This window comes from Pelatocladus sp. (assembly GCF_059505505.1).
The window spans coordinates 16,802-35,110 of sequence record NZ_JCACKS010000245.1 but is presented as its reverse complement, the minus strand read 5'-3'; the positions used below and the strand labels follow the sequence as shown (position 1 = coordinate 35,110).

The following is an 18,309-nucleotide window of genomic DNA, read 5'->3' as shown; positions in this document are numbered from 1 at the left end:
GGTAGTTGTTTTGAGCGTTTAGGCGACGTTTGACGGTCGCAGCGAGAGTTTTACTGTGTCCGCAGAATCTCAGTTGGCTTTAGCCCTGAGAGTGTCAAAACAGAAATTGCATGAAGTTTTTCCGGCGATTTCCCCACAAAGTCAATACTCTACCCTAATCCCCCTTAAAAAGGGGAATTTAGGGGAATCTTAAACTCTTTGATACATCACTAAGGACTTTTAAAACATCCTCTAAGAGTATTTTTAACTTTTGATTAATTCAGAGACGTAATAAACAGCACGTATCTACAACTATAAACCACTAATCATCAACGATTAACTAGATTTAAAATGCATTGCTATTCGAACCAGCTACTTTTTTCTTATGAGCTTTGGGAATAGCTTGGGGATTGCGAACTTCTGGCAAATGTTCTATAAAAACAATCATACCAGTTCGACCAGTTGTTAAATTTGTGTGGGTAATTAGGTCTAAAACGGGTTTACCAATCACTTCCTCAATCAAATCTTGAATCTGCGGAATGATAATTCTGTTTATATCGATTCTTACTTGTTCAGCCAGGATATCAGAACCACATTTAATCAAAACTTGCTCAATTTTACTCACAGCATTTTCTAGGGTAATTGCTAATTCTCCATGAAAAAAATGACAATTAATTTTACTTGGACGTAACCCAAGTTCAACATTATACAGAGAACGAATACGGTTGGAAATTTCTCTCTCTAATTGTCCAATAGTAGGTACTGACATCTTAATTTCCTATATTAGAAAAGCCTAAACATCAAACATAACTACCAAAATCTGGATACAGATATTGCCTGATAATATTACTTTTGTTCTAGACTGTTGGTAGATGTCATAAAAAAGGCAACTCATACTTAACTACATTAATTTTGAGGGATTATAGATCCCCAACTTCTTTAAAGAAATTGGGGATCTTAACACCCGCAACTCATCAAAATTAATGTGTTGAAGTACTAGTACTGTATCAAGTTTAAATTGATGGATAAGAAAATTCGTAGTAAGGACTTAATACCATTTCTTTATGAAGACGCATATAAAGAACCCCACCGCCTGCGGAAAAACCCACCTCTGAGGGGGATCGGAGGTTGGGAGGGGTCAAAATAATGTGCAGCTTCACAGAAAATTGGTATAAGTCCTTATTTTTTAAGCACGCGCATTGCTTACTACAAACGCTTAATTCAAACTTGACATTGTAATAAGGAAAACATTCAGCCGATTTTCATATTGAAATAGATAATAAGTATTAATAGTTTTGGTGAATACGAAGACCTATGGATTCTTAGTTACACAACACTTAATACCGTAGCATTTGTTATAAATAAAGTGCTATGGTATCTAAATATTCATCACAAAAACCATTAAATCAGCAAAATTGCAGAGTATAGGTATAAAAATAAATATATAAAAGCAGCAATTTCCCGTGAATTTGGAAGCAGATAGAATACATCATAGTCTTTTTCTCTGCGTATAATTTTATGAAAGCAGGTATTATAAAGTACAAAAAAATACTATTGATTTTTTCCTTTTGCCTTCACAAAAAAAGTAAATATTACCAATTGTTAGTGACTAATCTACTTGGTTCCAAATAATCTATCTCCGGCATCTCCTAATCCAGGAATAATGTAGCCATGATTATCCAACTTTTCATCTATAGCCGCAGTATATATAGGGACATCAGGGTGTACTTCGGTGAAATGTTCGATTCCTTCAGGTGCAGCAAGCAAGCAAACAAACTTGAGCGATCGCGGATTGGTTGATTTGAGTCTTTCTACTGCTGCGACAGCAGAATTACCAGTAGCCAGCATCGGATCGACTATCAGTACATCTCGCTTTTCTATGTCGTGGGGAACTTTGAAATAATACTCTACAGGAATCAAGGTCTTGGGATCACGGTATAAACCAATATGTCCCACTCGTGCGGATGGTATCAGTTCTAGCATTCCGTCTAAAATTCCTTGTCCTGCCCGTTGAATAGAAATGATCACCAGCTTTTTATCTGATGCAAGCACAGGTGCATTCATCTGGCCTAGAGGTGTTTGAATTAGTTCATAGTTGAGCTTTAAGTCTCGCGTTACCTCATATACCAACAACATACTAATTTCTTTCAATAGAAAGCGAAATTGCGCCGTACTAGTTTCAACCTTACGCATCAGCGTTAGTTTGTGGTGAATTAATGGATGCTCAATTAGTATTACTTGATTTCCCATATTAGTGATTGGGGATTGGGGATTAGGCATGAATGAGTTAACAGTGATCAGTTTAATTTGATAACTGATAACTGATAACTGATAACTGATAACTGAATTTTGGGGATTGAGAAACAACCACCAACTAATGACTAATGACTAATGACTAATGACAGCTAAAATACTGTGCCATCACTTTCTATCTGTATAGGAGGAATACCACCTGTGCGGAGTTGAGCAGCTATTTTTCGTCCAGCTGTCCAGGTTCCTCCTTGCAAAATTTTTACCAATGGTAATTCCTCATTACTCATGCCTAACTTTGCTCGCACTGTGGTAGCAATTTGATCTAGGAGAATGACAGTCAAAGCACGCCATTCAACGATAACTTCAGACGCCACAGATTGAGGTTCACAAAAAATGTCTAGATGTTTACCCTTGATCAGTCCCAAGTCTAGACATAAGCCGCCATTGCGATATTCTGGTAATCCAGTCAGAGCATCTAAATTTATTATTTCTATACCCAATTCTTGGAGAGGCTCAAGTAGAGAATAACTCAGCCACTGAGATAGTTTGTGAAAAGGTATCAAACCATCATCAGTAACGGCTGGATGAAACCAAACATCTCCCAGATTTGACCCATAAATTTCTAAGCGTCCGGGCCAAATGTCACTTAGTCCTTGCAAAACAGCATTTAATACAGTTGCGGCTGCTAGCTGGTGATTTTTTACTTTTGTCAAAAGATAATTTACTAGATTGCCTGGGCGGGGATTTTGTTCCCCAAACATCTGAGGCGAAGCTAGCAGCACTTGACCTAATTTTTGTAATAATTGCGATCGCCCTGCAATTCCCAACAAAGGATTATCTGCGGTGACACCAAATCCATCAGCTAGTTTTTGTTCTGTTAATTGTTGCAATATGAGGGCATCTGCTTGTAAAGGTTGATGGCGATCGCTCGCAAAAAGCCCTTGACAAAACATTTGGTAACTAGCAACTGCCAAACCTTCAGAACGCCTAAAACTCAACTGAGTTTCTTCTTCATAAAAATGCCAGCGATTGCCAGCACCAGCATCCAATAACACACTAATTATTGCTAAATCAAACTTAGCAGCAGCTTTCTCGATAGGCGCCATTTGAGCTAACTTCTCATCCAACTTAGCCAACCGTGGTACGCCACCAACTTCAAAATGTCGCCAACGACTATGAAACGGGATTTGTAAATCAGGATATTGCTCCGGTATCACTTCAATCACATAATCTGCTACTCGTTCCAACTGATCTAAATCGCAAGCAAAATGATGAGACTCGCCTGCAACAACCATTGTAAATATTTCTTGACAACGCTCTCGAATCGCAATCGGCGATCGCAAATAAGCAACCACCTCAGTTTCTGTCCTTAACGTTGGACTCTTACCCTGAATCGCTTGCGCCTCTATAGCGTCCTTGGCGGTTTCTATTTCCATGTTTCCAACTTTCTCCAACCGACACACCCCAAATTTTGGTATTGGATAATTGGTAATTGGTAACAGTTTTTCCCATTACCCATTAGCCATCACCAATTACCATTGACTTAATCTGTTAAAGAACGCCCTTTTACCTCCGCTAAATCATCTATTTCCAACACTTTGCCTGTGGTATAATAGCCAGCAGCTTTTTTAGCTTCAATTTCGACACGGGCATCTTGGGGAACTAACTCTTCGGGAATTGGTATGCGTTCCCCAATTTCGATCCCAGCAGTCGTGATGGCATTGTATTTCATGTTACTCATCGATACCATGCGATCTATGCGCGTAACTCCCAACCAATGTAAAACATCTGGCATTAACTCCTGAAAACGCATGTCTTGCACACCCGCGACACATTCAGTACGAGCAAAATAGGCATCAGCGCGATCGCCTCCTTCTTGTCGCTTGCGGGCGTTGTAAACCAAGAATTTCGTTACCTCTCCCAAAGCGCGTCCTTCTTTGCGACAGTAAATAATTATCCCAACACCGCCTTCTTGTGCGGTTTGCACACAAACTTCTATGCCATGTACCAGATAGGGGCGACAGGTGCAGATATCGGACCCAAAAACATCAGAACCATTGCACTCATCATGTACTCGTACTGCTAAAGGTTTACTAGGGTCGTTAATTGCTGCTACATCCCCAACAATATAAACCGTGACACCCCCAATTGGCGGTAAAAATACCTCCAAATCAGTTCGCGTCACTAGTTCCGGGAACATACCTCCAGTTTGTTCAAACAAAGCACGCCGTAATTCACCCTCACTAATTTGAAAACGTTTGGCAACTCCTGGTAAATACCAAACTGGCTCAATCGCAGCTTTGGTAACAACCAAATCGCCGCCTGGTTTCATAATCTTGCCATCGATCGCCAAGCGTCCTTTAGTCACAGCCTCTAACAATTCGGGCATATTGATGTGGGCTTTGGTAATCGCAATCGTGGGGCGAATATCATACCCTTGTCCGTAGTAAGGTGCGAATACTTCACCCACAATAGCCCCAAAAGGATCGAGGGAGACAATTTTCTCAGGATCAAACCAACCCAGATGTGGTCCGATATGTTCAATTGGAGAAGTATTAGTGAGATCTGCTCTGTGATCTGACTGTAATGCACCACTTGCCACTGCTAAGGCACGATAAATCGCATAACTGCCAGAATGAGTACCAATCACATTACGATGTGCTTGCTTTGTCAAAGTGGCAATCACCGGACCCCGTTCCATCGGGTCGCTTGCTCCCCATTTGATAGGAATTGGTTTGGGACCAAAGCGACTGGGATGAGAAGTTAGAACTATATGCCTGGAAACACTGTTTTGGTTTGGCATAGTCATTTATTTTTTCTTGGGATACTTCTTATTAGTCACTAGCCAGCAGTCAAACGTCAATAGTTGATGGCTACATGTTCTTTGACAATTCTTCTCATGCTTCATACTCCGGATTGTTATATATCGTATTACAGGCTACAACAAATCACACATTGATTGCTTTAACTTGCAATTTATAAGGTGAATTTTAAAAGGTCGATTAAGAAGTTACTTTTGAGAACATTTTGTGCGAAATTTGATCCAAAGATACTATACTCTCACGTCAAATTCATGGATTCTTTATTTGTCAATTCCTTACTTGAAGACTTGAAAAATTCTGATGAAAAAGTCCGCGAACAAGCGACAAAAAAGCTTTGGCGCATCTGGTATCAACAAAAGGGAATATATGGCTTAGAAATCATTGAACGCAGCCAGAAATTACTAGATTTAGGGCAAACTAGCAAAGCTGAAGCAGTCTTGACTGAGTTAATTAATGAACAACCAGACTTTGCTGAAGCTTGGAATCGTCGTGCTTTTCTTTACTACACTACTAGCCAGTATGAAAAATCTTTGGCTGATTGCCTAATGACTATTCAGATTAATCCAGTTCATTTTGGCGCACTCCATGGGATGGGCTTAAGTTATGCAGCTTTAGGAGAATACGTAAAAGCGATCGCAGCTTTTAAACGCGCCCTAGAAATTCAACCTTACTCTGTGATCAATCAAAAATTAATTCTCGAATGTTCATTTCGTTTAAGTTAAAACACAAAAAATAAAGAATAATATTTTGTATTAAATTTGACCAAAGACTAAAAAATAATATTTAAAGTCTCAATTGGTGCAAATAATCATCCAGCATGGCTTATTTGTTATTGATACCAGTAATAACTTTACTTGTGTCAATAACAACCAGTAGCCAGGAATAAATTTTTTGAGCCAGTTCTTAACATTAGAAAGCTGGAAGGATGTGACAATTGACATCAATGTAAACTTTTTTTGCTAGCTTTATAAAAGCTAATTAATTTGGATAAAAACTTTTGATTGCTTGTACTGTAGTTTTTTAGACAACCAGAATTTGTGCGATCGCATCGCTAATCCTATCATACTCATGACAACATATAAAAAACTCTACAGTTTAGAAACCCTAATTAATTCTCTACCAGGAATCGAAATCATCACCGATTCCTCTCAAGTAGCAAAATTATCCCAGGATTATCATACCTTCAGCCCAGTTCTGGTTCCCAAACTAGCGGGAAAAGTCGGGGATATAGTTATACGCCCTGCGAATGAACAAGAAGTATTAAAAATTGCAGGTACTTGCGTCAAACATCGAGTTCCTGTGACAGTACGGGGTGCAGGAACCGGAAATTATGGGCAATGTGTACCTTTGCATGGTGGCGTCATACTTGATATGACGCGGATGCAGGAGATTTGCTGGATCAAACCAGGAGTAGCGCGAACAGAAGCAGGGGTGAAACTAGCGGCACTAGATAAAAAAACACGGGAAATTGGTTGGGAAATACGGATGGCACCCTCTACCTACCGCACAGCAACAATTGCTGGCTTTGTGGCTGGTGGTAGTGGGGGAATTGGCTCAATACAGTACGGATTTTTAGGCGATCGCGGTAATCTTTTGGCACTAAAAGTCGTCACCTTAGAAGATGAACCACGTGTAATTGAACTACGCGGCGACGACGTTCAAAAAGTTAACCATGCTTGGGGAATTAACGGTATTATCACTGAAGTAGAACTTCCTCTCAGTCCTTCCTATCCTTGGGCAGAAGTAATTATTACCTTCCCAGAATTTATGGCAGCAGCCAGATTTGGACAAGCGATCGCGGATGCTGATGGCATGATCAAAAAAGAAATTGCCGTCTTTGCATCCCCCATCCCCCAATACTTTACGCCATTGCGGCAATATATTCCCGATGGTACTCACGCTGCTTTGTTGTTAATTGCGGAATCAAGTTTAGAGTTTTTGCCTGGATTGGTGCAGCAACATGGTGGCAATATTACATATCAAAAAACAGTACAAGAAGCTGGCAAAGGTGCAAACTTATTAGAATTCACTTGGAATCACACCACTCTCCACGCCCGCAGTCTTGATACTTCGATCACCTATTTACAAAGTCTCTTCCCAGCAGATAAAAACCTCAAATTATTAGAGCAGATGTATCATTACTACGGGGATGAAGTCATGATGCATGTAGAATTCGTTCGTGCCAATGGTGCAACAACTCCCGCCGCCTTACAACTTGTACGCTACACCACCGAGGAGCGCCTGAACGAGATCATCCGCCATCACGAAGAACAGGGTATATTTATTGCCAATCCTCACACTTACATTATTGAAGATGGTGGCAGAAAAGTTATCGATCCAGAACAGTTGCGATTTAAGGAAATGGTAGATCCCTATGGGTTGATGAATCCTGGTAAGAGTAGAGAAATTGGGGGAGTTTGAGGAGATGGGAAGTGTGGGGAGTGTGGGGAGATGAGGAGACAACCAACTACCTTATTAAGTACCATTACAAAATTAATTACACGTTCTCTATGACATACATTGAACAAGTATATCTGCCCATACTCAAACAGATGGGTGTGGAAGTAGATGTGAAATTGGGTGCTTGGGGTTGGTATCCCCAAGGCGGAGGTGTGGTGAATTTTCTAGTAAGTGGTGGTAGAAGACTTGCTGGAATAAATTTGGTAAAACGTGGTGATTTGCAACAGGTGCGGGGGTTAGCGATCGCCACAGAATTAGCTGCTCATATTCCCCAACGCATAGCCAATCGTACCGAGAATTTATTACGAGAAGCAGGATTGAAACATACAATCAAGCTTGTACGAGAAAAAGGTGTTGCACCGGGGGCTGCTTGATTTATAACTGCTGAATATGAAAATAGCCTCGCTGGGTTTAGTAGCTTAGGACGTTTGAGCTTACCAGCAGAAAAAGTTGCCCAGATCGCTTGTGAGGAACTACTGAAATTTCATCAAACTGGTGCAGCAGTGGATGAACATTTAGCAGATCAATTATTATTACCTGCTGCTTTGGTGTCAAATCAAAGTGAGTATCAGGTAGCGGAAGTTAGTACACACTTAACAACGAATGCTTGGGTTCTTGAACAATTTGGATTAGCAAAGATCAAAATCAATGCAGATCAAAAAATAGTAAAAGTGGAACCTTTGAGTTGGTGATTAGGAATTTTAACGTACTTTAGCTATGAGCAATCAATTTATTGTAGGGTGCTAATGTGTTTTTGAGGTAAAAACACTCGTTAGCGGAGCTCAAAGACTCGTTGACGAAGTTCAAAATTAGCCTAGCAAATTGATGATTAAAGCTAGTAAAGATAATATCTTCCTTCTCAAGCTCACAATCTTTCACACAGCATCATTAGGTGAACTGGCTATTTAGAATCGCTCTGCAATAAGAGTAAGTGCTGGGCGTTCGCTCCTGCTTGAAACTCTAAGTTGAATTAAAGCCTTAATTCAAAAGGAAAAAGGCTATTTTTAAATAAACAGTCAATTCTAAGTAATATTTACTACCTTTGTATCAGATTCCCAGAAGCGTCTATTTAAGGCGTAGGGAAGTACAAATCATAAAAATGGCTAAAACCTTGTACGAGCCAAAAATGCCTGAATTGACTGAATAGCCTAGATTACAAGCCCTGTCAGGCTTAATTAAATTTTCGGTTCAAAAATGAGCAAACGGACAGTAAGTGATAGGAAGGCGATCATTTAACCTTATCCTCGTTACAAATACATTTGACACAGCAAGCTTCGTGTATATAGCTATTGACAGTATATTTGATTGAATGTCAAAAGTAATATAAAGGCAAACCATACTCCACAACACTATTTTATGAGTAGTAATACTCCCATTAAAAAAATATTGGTTCTGGCAGCAAATCCTCAAAATACTCAAAAACTACGTTTAGATGAGGAAGTTCGTGAAATTGCTGAAGGCTTAAGGCGAGCAAAAAAGCGTGATCAGTTTGCCATAGAGTCAAGATGGGCGATACGTCCAGACGATCTTCGTCGATCCATATTGGACTTTGAGCCACAAATTGTCCATTTTTGTGGACATGGTGAAGTTGATGGTGGATTAATACTTGAGGATGTCACTGGGCAAACAAAATCAGTCAAGCCAGAAGCACTTGCTGGACTGTTTGAGTTATTTGCAGATCAGGTGGAATGTGTATTGCTTAATGCTTGCTATTCAGAGAGACAAGCCGATGCAATTGTTCAACATATTAATTATGTAATTGGGATGAAGCAGACAATTGGAGATAAAGCTGCTATTAAATTTGCCGTTGGTTTTTACGATGCTTTAGGGGCTGGACGAAGCATTGAAGTAGCCCATAGATTTGGAGTTAATGCTATTCATTTAGAAGGTATTGCAGGAGAGTTAACTCCAACAATTAAAAAAAAGCCTAATTTAGACAGTACAGTTGTTGATCTAAGTTTTTCAAAGAATTTGCATCCAGTTAAAAACAAAATTATGTCTGTACCACAAAATCAAGCTATCGAAGTGTTTTTCTCTTATGCACAAGAAGATGAAAAAGCACGAGAGCAATTAGAAAAGCACCTAAGCCTTTTGAAAAGACAAGGAATAATAAGAGGTTGGCACAATCATAAAATTGAAGCAGGAAAAGAATGGAATCATGAGATAAATACGCACCTAAATACAGCCCAGATAATTTTATTGCTGGTGAGCGCAAACTTTATAAATTCAGATTATTGTTGGGACGTTGAAGTTCAAAGAGCGATGGAAAAGCATGAAGCCAATGAAGCTCGAGTTATTCCCATAATTATCGACTATGTTGATTGGAAAGGCGCACCGTTTAGCAGGCTTCAACCTCTGCCCAAAAGTGGTAAGCCAGTAACAAAGTGGGGAAATCGTAATGAAGCATTTGAAAATATTGCTAAAGGTATCCGGTTAGTAGCAGAAGAACTAACTGAAAACCAATAATATACTGTATTCCTCAGACTGTAATTAAAGTTTAATTCGCTTAAAAAGCTATTGAAGTTAAATAATACTTTTTTTAAATTAATGGGTGAATAAATTAATGCCATCTACCAAAGTGATCGAAGTTTTGTATTGCTGCTCTGACTCTGAAAAAGACGAACAAATGCGGCAAAAATTAGATGAACACCTAAGTCCTTTGAAGTCCCAAGTTGGGATTATTAGCTGGCATCAAGGTATGATCAGCCCAGGAAGAGAATGGGAAAAAGAGATAAATACCCGTTTAGAGACAGCTGATATAATTTTGCTGCTAATTAGTTCAGAGTTTACAGCTTCAGAATATCACTGGAATGTTGTAGTAAAACAGGCAATGCAACGGCATAAGAACAGAACAGCCCGTGTTATTCCTGTTCTCCTTCGTCGAGTAGATAATTGGAAAATACCATTTGGAAAGATTAAAGCCTTACCCAAAGGTGAAAAACCTGTAACTGATTGGAAGCCTCATGATAATGCTTTTGCGAATATTGCAGAAGGAATTCGCGAGGTAGTTGAGGAACTTACCGATTCTAACTTCCTTGTTAAAAAAACTTATCGACGGATAAGAAAAGAATTTATATCTATTGGCAATATTATTGTCAATTTAGTAAGATTAACTTTTTATTTTTTATTGCAGCCTTCAAGACATTGTTGGAGGAATCAGACTAATTTAATAAATTTGTCAAAGCAAATTATTATGGTAGCTCTTGCTATATATGTAATAGTTCATGTATCTAAATATGTAATGCCCCAAAAATCCGATGTATTAGAAACTAATTCTTCCAAACCAAATCAAAGTATGAGTTCTAAACAAAATTTTGCTCATGTTGGTTGGATAAGGATAGGAACAATTAACGATAGTTCACATAATTTTTCTAATAAATCTCGATTTATTGAAACTCCTAATATTAATTCGCGTTTTATTCCATTAAAAGGAACAGTAGTAACAATTACAAATCTAGTTTCTCTGAAAAAATATAAACCAGAACCATATGACTCTAAGTTACCTCCAGAAGTGGATAAACTTCAACCAGGAGTTAAAGTAGTAATTCTTGAAGTAGATAGTTTAGTAAAGCCTAAATCTAAATCTCCTCGTATGCAAATCTGGGCACAAATTGGTAAATGTCATCGAACATGTAATCAGTAATAATATTATTAACTACTATATGTTGATTATAAATTTAGATAAGTAAATCGGCACAAATAAAGCTAACTCGTTGAGGTCGTCTTTTTGTTCTTATTTAGCGACAAGCCTATTATGAGGACGTTTGAACTTTATTTTAAATTAGTAATTTATTTTAAGATAATAAGAAACAATGTTTCAATGTTACAACTAAGTAGCGCAAGGTTACGGTTGAGAAGAATTTTAAATTGCTTATCATGGAACTGGACGAATCTAAATTGTCCGGAGATACCATGCCCAAACGCCTGATTACAGGGTTAAATTCTTGGTTTGAGCGAGATAGAATTGTAGGTAACTTAGAGATTTTTCAAGACTTTATTGTCATCTCTCTTTGTCTTGGTTTATTTTGCGTGATGTTAATCCGATTGGGAGATATGTTTTTCTCTCTTTTACATCCCTTAGATTTACAAAGAAAGGCAGAGGGTCGAGGGCAGAAGGCAGAAGGTAAGAAGTATCAATTAAAACTTTAGTTGTGGGTATAAAGCCCACTAAGGAAGAAAATGTATTTCGAGATGCGTAGCGCGATGAAATACGGCATCCTTGTTTCAATCCCACGTTTTTAGACGTGGGTTCCCTTCTGCCTTCTGCCTCCTGCCTTCTGCCTTCATGAAGGCAAGTTACATCTGATATCTTGTTTATTTTGATTCTGGTAGAGTTGTTTCGATTGTTAATTGATTACCTACAACAACAACGGATATCAGTAATCGCAGCAGTGGAAATTACTATCGTTTCTGCCTTACGAGAAGTAATTTTACGTGGTGTACTAGAAATTCCTCGTGATCAAATTATAGCAATTTCAGTATTTTTAGTAGTATTAGGTGTAATTCTCATCGCCATGCCTTGGATGTCTCACTTGTTTGAAAATATGAAAATTCATGAAATTGAAGCAACAGAAATAAATACAGAATTGCTGACTAAAAATTCTGTAACTTCAGATTAATTGTAACTGCAAATACAGCAATTTTAATTTTAAGATTCTATCTTGATATCTTTAAACATACCTGATTTTTTAATATCAAGATAGCTTGAAAAATTAGGTTATTTTAACATTTTAAATCGCCAGTTCGTTGGCGATATGCTATCCTGACTTTAGGGGAATCAAAATTGATGTGTTGCGATCGCACTTTATTAGAAACGATATCGCACTTTATTAGAAACGATAAAGATAGCGTTAAACATGTATCGCCTCACCTAGCAAAAAAGACGCTGCAAATAACCAGATAAAATAGGTGATAATACCTGATTTATGCAGTCAATATTAAGAGTCAATAGAGATATTTAGCGTAAATTTTAAAATCTTGACTCACTTCATAATTCACAACTCCTAACTTCAGGAGAGGATCATTAGAATGAAAATAGCCTTCACAACCAGTGATAGAGTTCATGTTAATGCTCACTTTGGATGGGCGCAAGAAGCAGATGTTTATGAAATCTCAGATACTGGTTATAAGTTTATAGAAACTCTGAAGTTTCCTGGTAGTTCTAATCAAGATAAAAATGCCGATAGCGATGATAAAACAGCATCAAAACTTGAAGCACTAGCTGACTGTGCGATTGTTTATGTGGCATCAATTGGTGGTATTCCTGCTGCTAAGTTAATTAAAAGAGGTGTCATGCCAGTCAGACCACAATCAGAGGAAGAAGAGATTGATAGTATTCTAAATAAGCTAGTTAAAACTCTCAAGGGCAATCCTCCACCGTGGTTGCGTAAAGCTCTACAAAAAAGTTAATTTTTGTTACTTTTATTTCCTAAAGATTTGTAGTAAGGCTAAATCACTACTGCAAATACCATTAAAATCAACCATAGGTGATCTAATCGCACATACCACAGCAAAGGTTTGTCTCTAGATCGCCCATTTTTCTTTAACGCTTCGTGGAAGTCTCTATTCTCAATCCTTGGCGTTCTTAGCACGTCGCCTCAACGGGGAGAACCCCCGCACGTCATAGCTCGTTGTGATAAGTAAAAATACGTTTGTAGTGAGGATTTTAGTCCTTTTTGATCGCTAAAGCACTCACTACGAAACCCTTAAAGTATATGTTACAAGGTTGTAGTGTTGCTGAATCGAGATATTGTTTGTCGTTTTGTAGACGCTTCACTAAATTCAGCATGACAAACTTGACTTTATACATCAAAATATAGCAATGCCTTATTTTTGCCACCATCTTTTACACTAACAGCACAAACAAGTGAGTTGGTGTTTGATTGTGCTACTAATGTAAAGGGAGTCAATCACGGCAAGCAAATTATCAGTAGCAAATTAGTCAAGGGTGGGAAAATTAAAATAATGTTTTCCTTTTATTAGGAGAACATCCAAAAGATTTTTTATAAAATCAACGGTTGGTAGGATACTACCAAAATCACCAAAAAATACCAACTGATTTGGTAAAACTATGCCAAGAAAAGAACAAGGATGGATTACATTTCAAACCTCTGAGGAAGAGCGAAAAATGCTGGAGGAGTTTTGTCAGCAATCTCAACGCACAAAGACAGAGGTTTTGCGGGAATTTGTACGTAGTCTCAACAAAGAGTCTTCAGTATCTTCTCCAGTATCTTCAGTTTCCCTAGTCTCATTACCAACTATTCCTAAAGCAGAAGATACTAGCACTCAATTAACAGAAGTTGCTATCCAAAAGAAACCATTAAAAGTTAGTTCTCGCAATGTTCTTAAAGGAGTTGTCACACAAATCGTGAAGGGGCCAGTCAATAGTGAAGTCACACTAGAGATTGTTCATAAAGTTCAGCTAACTTCTGTAATTACCAAAGTTTCAAGCGAAGAATTAGAACTGATAGTGGGAGAAGAGGCCTATGCTGTCATTAAATCTACAGATATAGTCATTGCCAAGGAATAGAGTATAAAAGTATAATTAGACACTCTTGTTTTAATTTTTATCTTGGAAAAACCAAATGCTTAAGTATTATTACTTGTAGGATAGGATTTATTAGGCGATCGCTCATCCATCTCCAAGTAATAATTTTTGTGTATTTTAGCCTGATAACAGAAAATGAAGCCATCAATGGTAAATTTTTAAATCTTTTATATTTAAATCAATAGACTTAGATTTAACCACCTTTTCGCTGTCAAGTGCTATGTGCATTTGACTGTGCAAGGATGAATTTACCATTTGATTGTGAATATCTTGGATACTCTAGTACAAATATCGGATTTCTGGCATTTGCAAGCGAAAAACTTAAAACATAGAAAAAAATTACTGAATCTTCACAACATAGTTAGTACTTTTACATCTTCTTCACCAGAAGCATCGCTCAGGAAAACCAGAATTTAATCTGTCTTTGGAGGTATGTAGGAAGGGTAGGAGAGTGTGAAAGTGGGATTGTGGGACGGGGAAGGGAGACAAGACAGACAAGGGGGAAATTTCTCCCAATAACTAATGACCAATGACTAATGACCAAAAACTATGTTTATACCATTAGGATTTGAACAACGCTCTGTGACTACTTCATTAGGCAGGATGGTTTACTATACTGCTGCGGGTCTACCTTGGCAAGAGAACAAAGTTGCTACCGAAGAATTAGAGACTCTGGTATTCTTGCACGGATTTGGTGGAGGTTCTTCTGCATATGAGTGGTCAAAAGTTTATCCAGCATTTGCTAGTGAGTATCGCATTTTGGCGCCAGACTTAATCGGTTGGGGTCGATCTGAGCATCCCGCACGAAATTATACAATAGAAGACTACTTAATGACAATTCGGGAGTTTTTGCAGCAGACTTGCACTAGTCCAGTAAGAGTGATTGCTTCATCTTTGACAGCAGCGTTTACGATTCGAGTTGCGATCGCTCACCCAGAATTATTTAAGTCTTTAATTGTGACTATACCTTCTGGAATTTCTGACTTTGGACAAGATTACTCCCGCACTTTCTTTGCTCAACTCGTCAGTGTTCCTGTGATTGACAGAATTATCTACACGACTGGAGTAGCAACAGAAAATGGTATTCGTAGCTTTCTCGAACAGCGACAATTTGCTCGTCCTAACCGAATATATGATGAAATTGTCCAAGCTTATTTAGAATCTGCAAAGCAATCAAATGCTGAATACGGCGCTTTATCTTTCGTACGCGGTGATTTGAGTTTTGATCTCTCACTCTACATTCAACAATTAACTATTCCTACCGCAATTATTTGGGGCCAAAAAGCAGAATTTACTAGCCCAGAAATTGGGCGTCGTCTGGCTCAAATGAATCCGCAAGCAATAAAATTTTTCCAAGCGTTGGAAGATGTGGGATTGACACCACAATTAGAATTGCCAGCAGTTACAATTGGTTTAATTAGAAAATTCTTACCTCTGTTAACTGAATTATCAACATCCGTAACCTATTAAGCTTCTAAGAAGCTTCCATTTTTTCAATTAGTATTGTGCTTCTACAACGACAATAACAATGGATACATTAGAAAACTATCAGTTGATTTTGAACACAGGTAAAACTACGAGAGAAGGAGCTTTACAATTGTTTGACGCTCTTGAACCCGTAAATTTAGACTTTATGTTTGGTCGTTGGCAAGGGTCTGGACTGCATACAGATCATCCAATGGATGGTTTATTAGAAACTTCTAATTGGTATGGCAAGGAATTTGTAGATCCTGAAAATGTTCACCCGTTGTTATTTTTAGATAGTCAGGAAAAAATCTTTAAGGTTGCGCCTAATCCCACTTTAATGAACTGGGTTTTGAAATTGCCGATACCCAAAAATAATTCGCTCAAACCGTTGCTGATGTTGATTAATTCTTTACTCAAAACCGAGAAAAGTCAAGCCAGACTGCGAATGATGGAGTACAGAGGAAAAGTCACAGCTACGATGATTTATGATTATTTGCCGATCAATGACTCTTTTAGGAAAGTAGATGAGAATACTGTGTTAGGAATTATGGATTATAAAAACTTAACTCAACCTTTCTTTTTTGTTCTCAAGCGATACCTTTAGCCTTTTAATTCGCTTGTCTTTGCATCTTCTTCTGACCCACATACTGGAAGGTAATAACCCAGTACCGCCAACAATTGTGGCAGATAAAAACTACACGAGAGAAATAAGCTACCGTTGTGGGTATTAAGTATAAGGTTGAAGCCATAAAATCTATCCTCCAGCGTTGGAGCGAGGAACAGTGGTGGTCTGCGGTGCTGTTATTAGAGAAAATTGCTGAAATATCCGCTCATAAACTCATCTCAAGTATAAATTTTCTTGCGTTTACTCTGTCTAATTTAATTGCATTTGATTTTTCCTGAAATACATTGGAAGGAGACTGTAATTATATTTACAGTCTCAAAATATTCTTTTCAGGTAATAATATTCTTATATGGAATTGCAATTTGAATCAACAGATATATTCGCTGACATCGACCCTCGACTACAAAGACTTCTCGAACGCAAAAGCCGAGGAATAGCCATAGCTGCGACGACATCAACCGAAAAAGAAGAAGTAGCAGTGATTGCTAAAGTAAATAATCTCAGCGAATGGCTATCTATGAATGAAGTCTATCCGGGTGCTGAGTTGGGTAGTACACTCGATGGTGAGCAGATTGTCACAGGTAGAATTCCAGTTTCCAGAATTAAACATATAAAAAAATCCAGTTGTGTTGTCAGCTTGAAACCAGCACAAGCACTAAAAGCAACTCTAGATATTAATATTAAAGAAACTGCTATTCAACAAGACCTCTGGGCGCAAAGTTTTTTAGGACAACAGGGAAGTGGTGTTGTCGTTGGTATTATTGATGTTGGTTGTGATTTTGCCCACAAAAATTTTCGTCATGCTGATGGTTCTACAAGATTGCTAGCTTTTTGGAACCAGGATGGTTATTCTAATCGTAAAAGTCCCTATGGTTATGGTCAAGAATATAAGCGGGATGAAATAAATCAAGCTCTTGGGGCAAGTGATCCTTATGCTGCTTTAGGATATAAATTAGAAGATAGGGCCCACGGAACCCACGTTATGGATATTGCCGTGGGTAACGGACAAGGAAGTGGTTTTGCAGGTGTAGCTCCGGCCGCAGATATCGTGTTTGTCCAACTCTCTCAAAATGAATTTACTCCCTTGATTGAGAATGGTGAAAAAGCCGTAGAAAGCTGTTTTGGCGATACAGTGGCGTTACTAGAAGCAATGAAATATATCTTTAATATTGCTGGCGATCGCCCTTGTGTAATTAATATTAGCCTGGGATTGTTCGGTGGTCCTCATGACGGTTCAACTTTGGTTGAACAGAGTATTGATGCTTTAGTTTCCGAAAAGCCAAACCGAGCGATAGTAATTGCTGCTGGAAACAGCTACGATACAGGTATTCATGCATCGGGAATGGTGTTGCAGAATCATCACTTTGACCTCCAGTGGAAAATCCCACACCGAAATCCCAGACAGAAAGAGATTGAAATATGGTATGGGGGAGGCGATCGCTTCCAACTAGAAATTATTGCTCCTGATGGTACTAGCCTGGGTCGGGTGGATTTGGGAGAAAATGGAGAAGTGGTAGATATTGAAGACAACACGATCATCTTCTTTACCAACCGCCAGTCCGATCCCAACAACGGCGATAACGTCATTTGCGTATTTATGGAACCTGATTTACCAGGAGGAATTTGGACACTACGTCTCCACGGTGTTCAAGTCACCAATGGTAAATTTCACGCTTGGATCGAGCGTGAAGATTACAGTCAAACTCGTTTTCTTCCTCCTCACGATAATAGCCATACCCTCAACACGATCGCTTGCGGATATAAAAGCATTGTGGTTGGTTCCTACGATGATAGTAAAATCAATAAGCCTCTATCATTTTTTTCTAGTTGCGGTCCCACCCGCGATGGACGACAAAAACCAGATTTGATTGCTCCTGGTCATCATATCTGGGCAGCTGCTTCACGGACAGCTACTCAAGTCATACGTATGTCTGGTACTAGTATGGCTGCTCCTGTTGTCACTGGTGCGATCGCCTTAATGTTGGCTGAAGCCCTTTCTTACAACAAGTCACTCACCATTGATGAAATTCGTGATATTCTAATGGCTAGTACTCAAAAGAATTTTCCTATCATCGACCAGCCAGAACGCTACGGTTATGGAGCGATCGATATTAATGGAGCATTGTTAACTGTGCGAGACAAGGCCAGTTAGCTAT

14 protein-coding genes and 2 pseudogenes are annotated in these 18,309 nt (G+C 38.6%); 12 read left to right on the top strand and 4 right to left on the bottom strand.

Features of this window, described 5'->3' with window-relative positions; all coding sequences use genetic code 11:
• Positions 1-325: 325 nt before the first annotated feature.
• The 4 genes from AC5JMK_RS24995 to AC5JMK_RS24980 all read right to left on the bottom strand — a co-directional run bounded on the left by AC5JMK_RS24995 (position 326) and on the right by AC5JMK_RS24980 (position 5,035).
• The gene (locus AC5JMK_RS24995) at positions 326-748 is read right to left on the bottom strand and encodes a Na-translocating system protein MpsC family protein (protein ID WP_096675692.1); all 423 of its coding nucleotides are present in this window, start codon (positions 746-748) and stop codon (positions 326-328) included.
• Between the two features lie 845 nt (positions 749-1,593).
• Positions 1,594-2,229, bottom strand: coding sequence for a uracil phosphoribosyltransferase (gene upp, locus AC5JMK_RS24990; protein ID WP_096678911.1), 636 nt, complete (start codon positions 2,227-2,229; stop codon positions 1,594-1,596).
• Positions 2,230-2,384: 155 nt separating this feature from the next.
• Positions 2,385-3,668, bottom strand: a complete 1,284-nt coding sequence (locus AC5JMK_RS24985) for a URC4/urg3 family protein (protein WP_096675691.1) — start codon at positions 3,666-3,668, stop codon at positions 2,385-2,387.
• Between the two features lie 107 nt (positions 3,669-3,775).
• Positions 3,776-5,035, bottom strand: coding sequence for a GTP cyclohydrolase II (locus AC5JMK_RS24980; protein ID WP_096678909.1), 1,260 nt, complete (start codon positions 5,033-5,035; stop codon positions 3,776-3,778).
• Between the two features lie 270 nt (positions 5,036-5,305).
• On the opposite strand from AC5JMK_RS24980, the gene AC5JMK_RS24975 reads away from it, so the two are divergent.
• The 12 genes and pseudogenes from AC5JMK_RS24975 to AC5JMK_RS24920 all read left to right on the top strand — a co-directional run bounded on the left by AC5JMK_RS24975 (position 5,306) and on the right by AC5JMK_RS24920 (position 18,305).
• The gene (locus AC5JMK_RS24975) at positions 5,306-5,776 is read left to right on the top strand and encodes a tetratricopeptide repeat protein (protein ID WP_096675690.1); all 471 of its coding nucleotides are present in this window, start codon (positions 5,306-5,308) and stop codon (positions 5,774-5,776) included.
• A gap of 346 nt (positions 5,777-6,122) precedes the next feature.
• Positions 6,123-7,475 (top strand): FAD-binding oxidoreductase, encoded by a 1,353-nt coding sequence (locus tag AC5JMK_RS24970; RefSeq protein ID WP_495911248.1) that lies wholly within the window; start codon positions 6,123-6,125, stop codon positions 7,473-7,475.
• A gap of 86 nt (positions 7,476-7,561) precedes the next feature.
• Positions 7,562-8,206, top strand: a pseudogene (locus AC5JMK_RS24965) (RNA 3'-terminal phosphate cyclase); the annotation flags it as partial.
• A gap of 664 nt (positions 8,207-8,870) precedes the next feature.
• Positions 8,871-9,980, top strand: coding sequence for a TIR domain-containing protein (locus AC5JMK_RS24960; protein WP_096675688.1), 1,110 nt, complete (start codon positions 8,871-8,873; stop codon positions 9,978-9,980).
• Positions 9,981-10,077: 97 nt separating this feature from the next.
• Positions 10,078-11,157, top strand: coding sequence for a toll/interleukin-1 receptor domain-containing protein (locus tag AC5JMK_RS24955; RefSeq protein WP_096675687.1), 1,080 nt, complete (start codon positions 10,078-10,080; stop codon positions 11,155-11,157).
• Positions 11,158-11,390: 233 nt separating this feature from the next.
• Complete coding sequence (locus tag AC5JMK_RS24950; protein WP_495911247.1) at positions 11,391-11,663, top strand: hypothetical protein; 273 nt, start codon at positions 11,391-11,393, stop codon at positions 11,661-11,663.
• Between the two features lie 140 nt (positions 11,664-11,803).
• A pseudogene (locus tag AC5JMK_RS24945) lies at positions 11,804-12,133 on the top strand (phosphate-starvation-inducible PsiE family protein); the annotation flags it as partial.
• A gap of 409 nt (positions 12,134-12,542) precedes the next feature.
• Positions 12,543-12,923 (top strand): nitrogen fixation protein NifX, encoded by a 381-nt coding sequence (gene nifX, locus AC5JMK_RS24940; protein WP_096675685.1) that lies wholly within the window; start codon positions 12,543-12,545, stop codon positions 12,921-12,923.
• Positions 12,924-13,584: 661 nt separating this feature from the next.
• Complete coding sequence (locus AC5JMK_RS24935; RefSeq protein WP_096675684.1) at positions 13,585-14,043, top strand: TOBE domain-containing protein; 459 nt, start codon at positions 13,585-13,587, stop codon at positions 14,041-14,043.
• A 567-nt stretch (positions 14,044-14,610) separates the two neighbouring features.
• Positions 14,611-15,531, top strand: coding sequence for an alpha/beta fold hydrolase (locus AC5JMK_RS24930; protein ID WP_096675683.1), 921 nt, complete (start codon positions 14,611-14,613; stop codon positions 15,529-15,531).
• A gap of 58 nt (positions 15,532-15,589) precedes the next feature.
• The gene (locus AC5JMK_RS24925) at positions 15,590-16,132 is read left to right on the top strand and encodes a DUF4334 domain-containing protein (RefSeq protein ID WP_096675682.1); all 543 of its coding nucleotides are present in this window, start codon (positions 15,590-15,592) and stop codon (positions 16,130-16,132) included.
• 370 nt (positions 16,133-16,502) lie between these two features.
• The gene (locus AC5JMK_RS24920) at positions 16,503-18,305 is read left to right on the top strand and encodes a S8 family peptidase (RefSeq protein ID WP_495911246.1); all 1,803 of its coding nucleotides are present in this window, start codon (positions 16,503-16,505) and stop codon (positions 18,303-18,305) included.
• Positions 18,306-18,309 lie beyond the last annotated feature (4 nt).

Bases quoted from the DNA above. Each gene is read 5' to 3' on its own strand.
- AC5JMK_RS24995 (WP_096675692.1), bottom strand. From the start codon at position 748: ATGTCAGTACCTACTATTGGACAATTAGAGAGAGAAATTTCCAACCGT.
- upp (WP_096678911.1), bottom strand. From the start codon at position 2,229: ATGGGAAATCAAGTAATACTAATTGAGCATCCATTAATTCACCACAAA.
- AC5JMK_RS24985 (WP_096675691.1), bottom strand. From the start codon at position 3,668: ATGGAAATAGAAACCGCCAAGGACGCTATAGAGGCGCAAGCGATTCAG.
- AC5JMK_RS24980 (WP_096678909.1), bottom strand. From the start codon at position 5,035: ATGCCAAACCAAAACAGTGTTTCCAGGCATATAGTTCTAACTTCTCAT.
- AC5JMK_RS24975 (WP_096675690.1), top strand. From the start codon at position 5,306: ATGGATTCTTTATTTGTCAATTCCTTACTTGAAGACTTGAAAAATTCT.
- AC5JMK_RS24970 (WP_495911248.1), top strand. From the start codon at position 6,123: ATGACAACATATAAAAAACTCTACAGTTTAGAAACCCTAATTAATTCT.
- AC5JMK_RS24960 (WP_096675688.1), top strand. From the start codon at position 8,871: ATGAGTAGTAATACTCCCATTAAAAAAATATTGGTTCTGGCAGCAAAT.
- AC5JMK_RS24955 (WP_096675687.1), top strand. From the start codon at position 10,078: ATGCCATCTACCAAAGTGATCGAAGTTTTGTATTGCTGCTCTGACTCT.
- AC5JMK_RS24950 (WP_495911247.1), top strand. From the start codon at position 11,391: ATGGAACTGGACGAATCTAAATTGTCCGGAGATACCATGCCCAAACGC.
- nifX (WP_096675685.1), top strand. From the start codon at position 12,543: ATGAAAATAGCCTTCACAACCAGTGATAGAGTTCATGTTAATGCTCAC.
- AC5JMK_RS24935 (WP_096675684.1), top strand. From the start codon at position 13,585: ATGCCAAGAAAAGAACAAGGATGGATTACATTTCAAACCTCTGAGGAA.
- AC5JMK_RS24930 (WP_096675683.1), top strand. From the start codon at position 14,611: ATGTTTATACCATTAGGATTTGAACAACGCTCTGTGACTACTTCATTA.
- AC5JMK_RS24925 (WP_096675682.1), top strand. From the start codon at position 15,590: ATGGATACATTAGAAAACTATCAGTTGATTTTGAACACAGGTAAAACT.
- AC5JMK_RS24920 (WP_495911246.1), top strand. From the start codon at position 16,503: ATGGAATTGCAATTTGAATCAACAGATATATTCGCTGACATCGACCCT.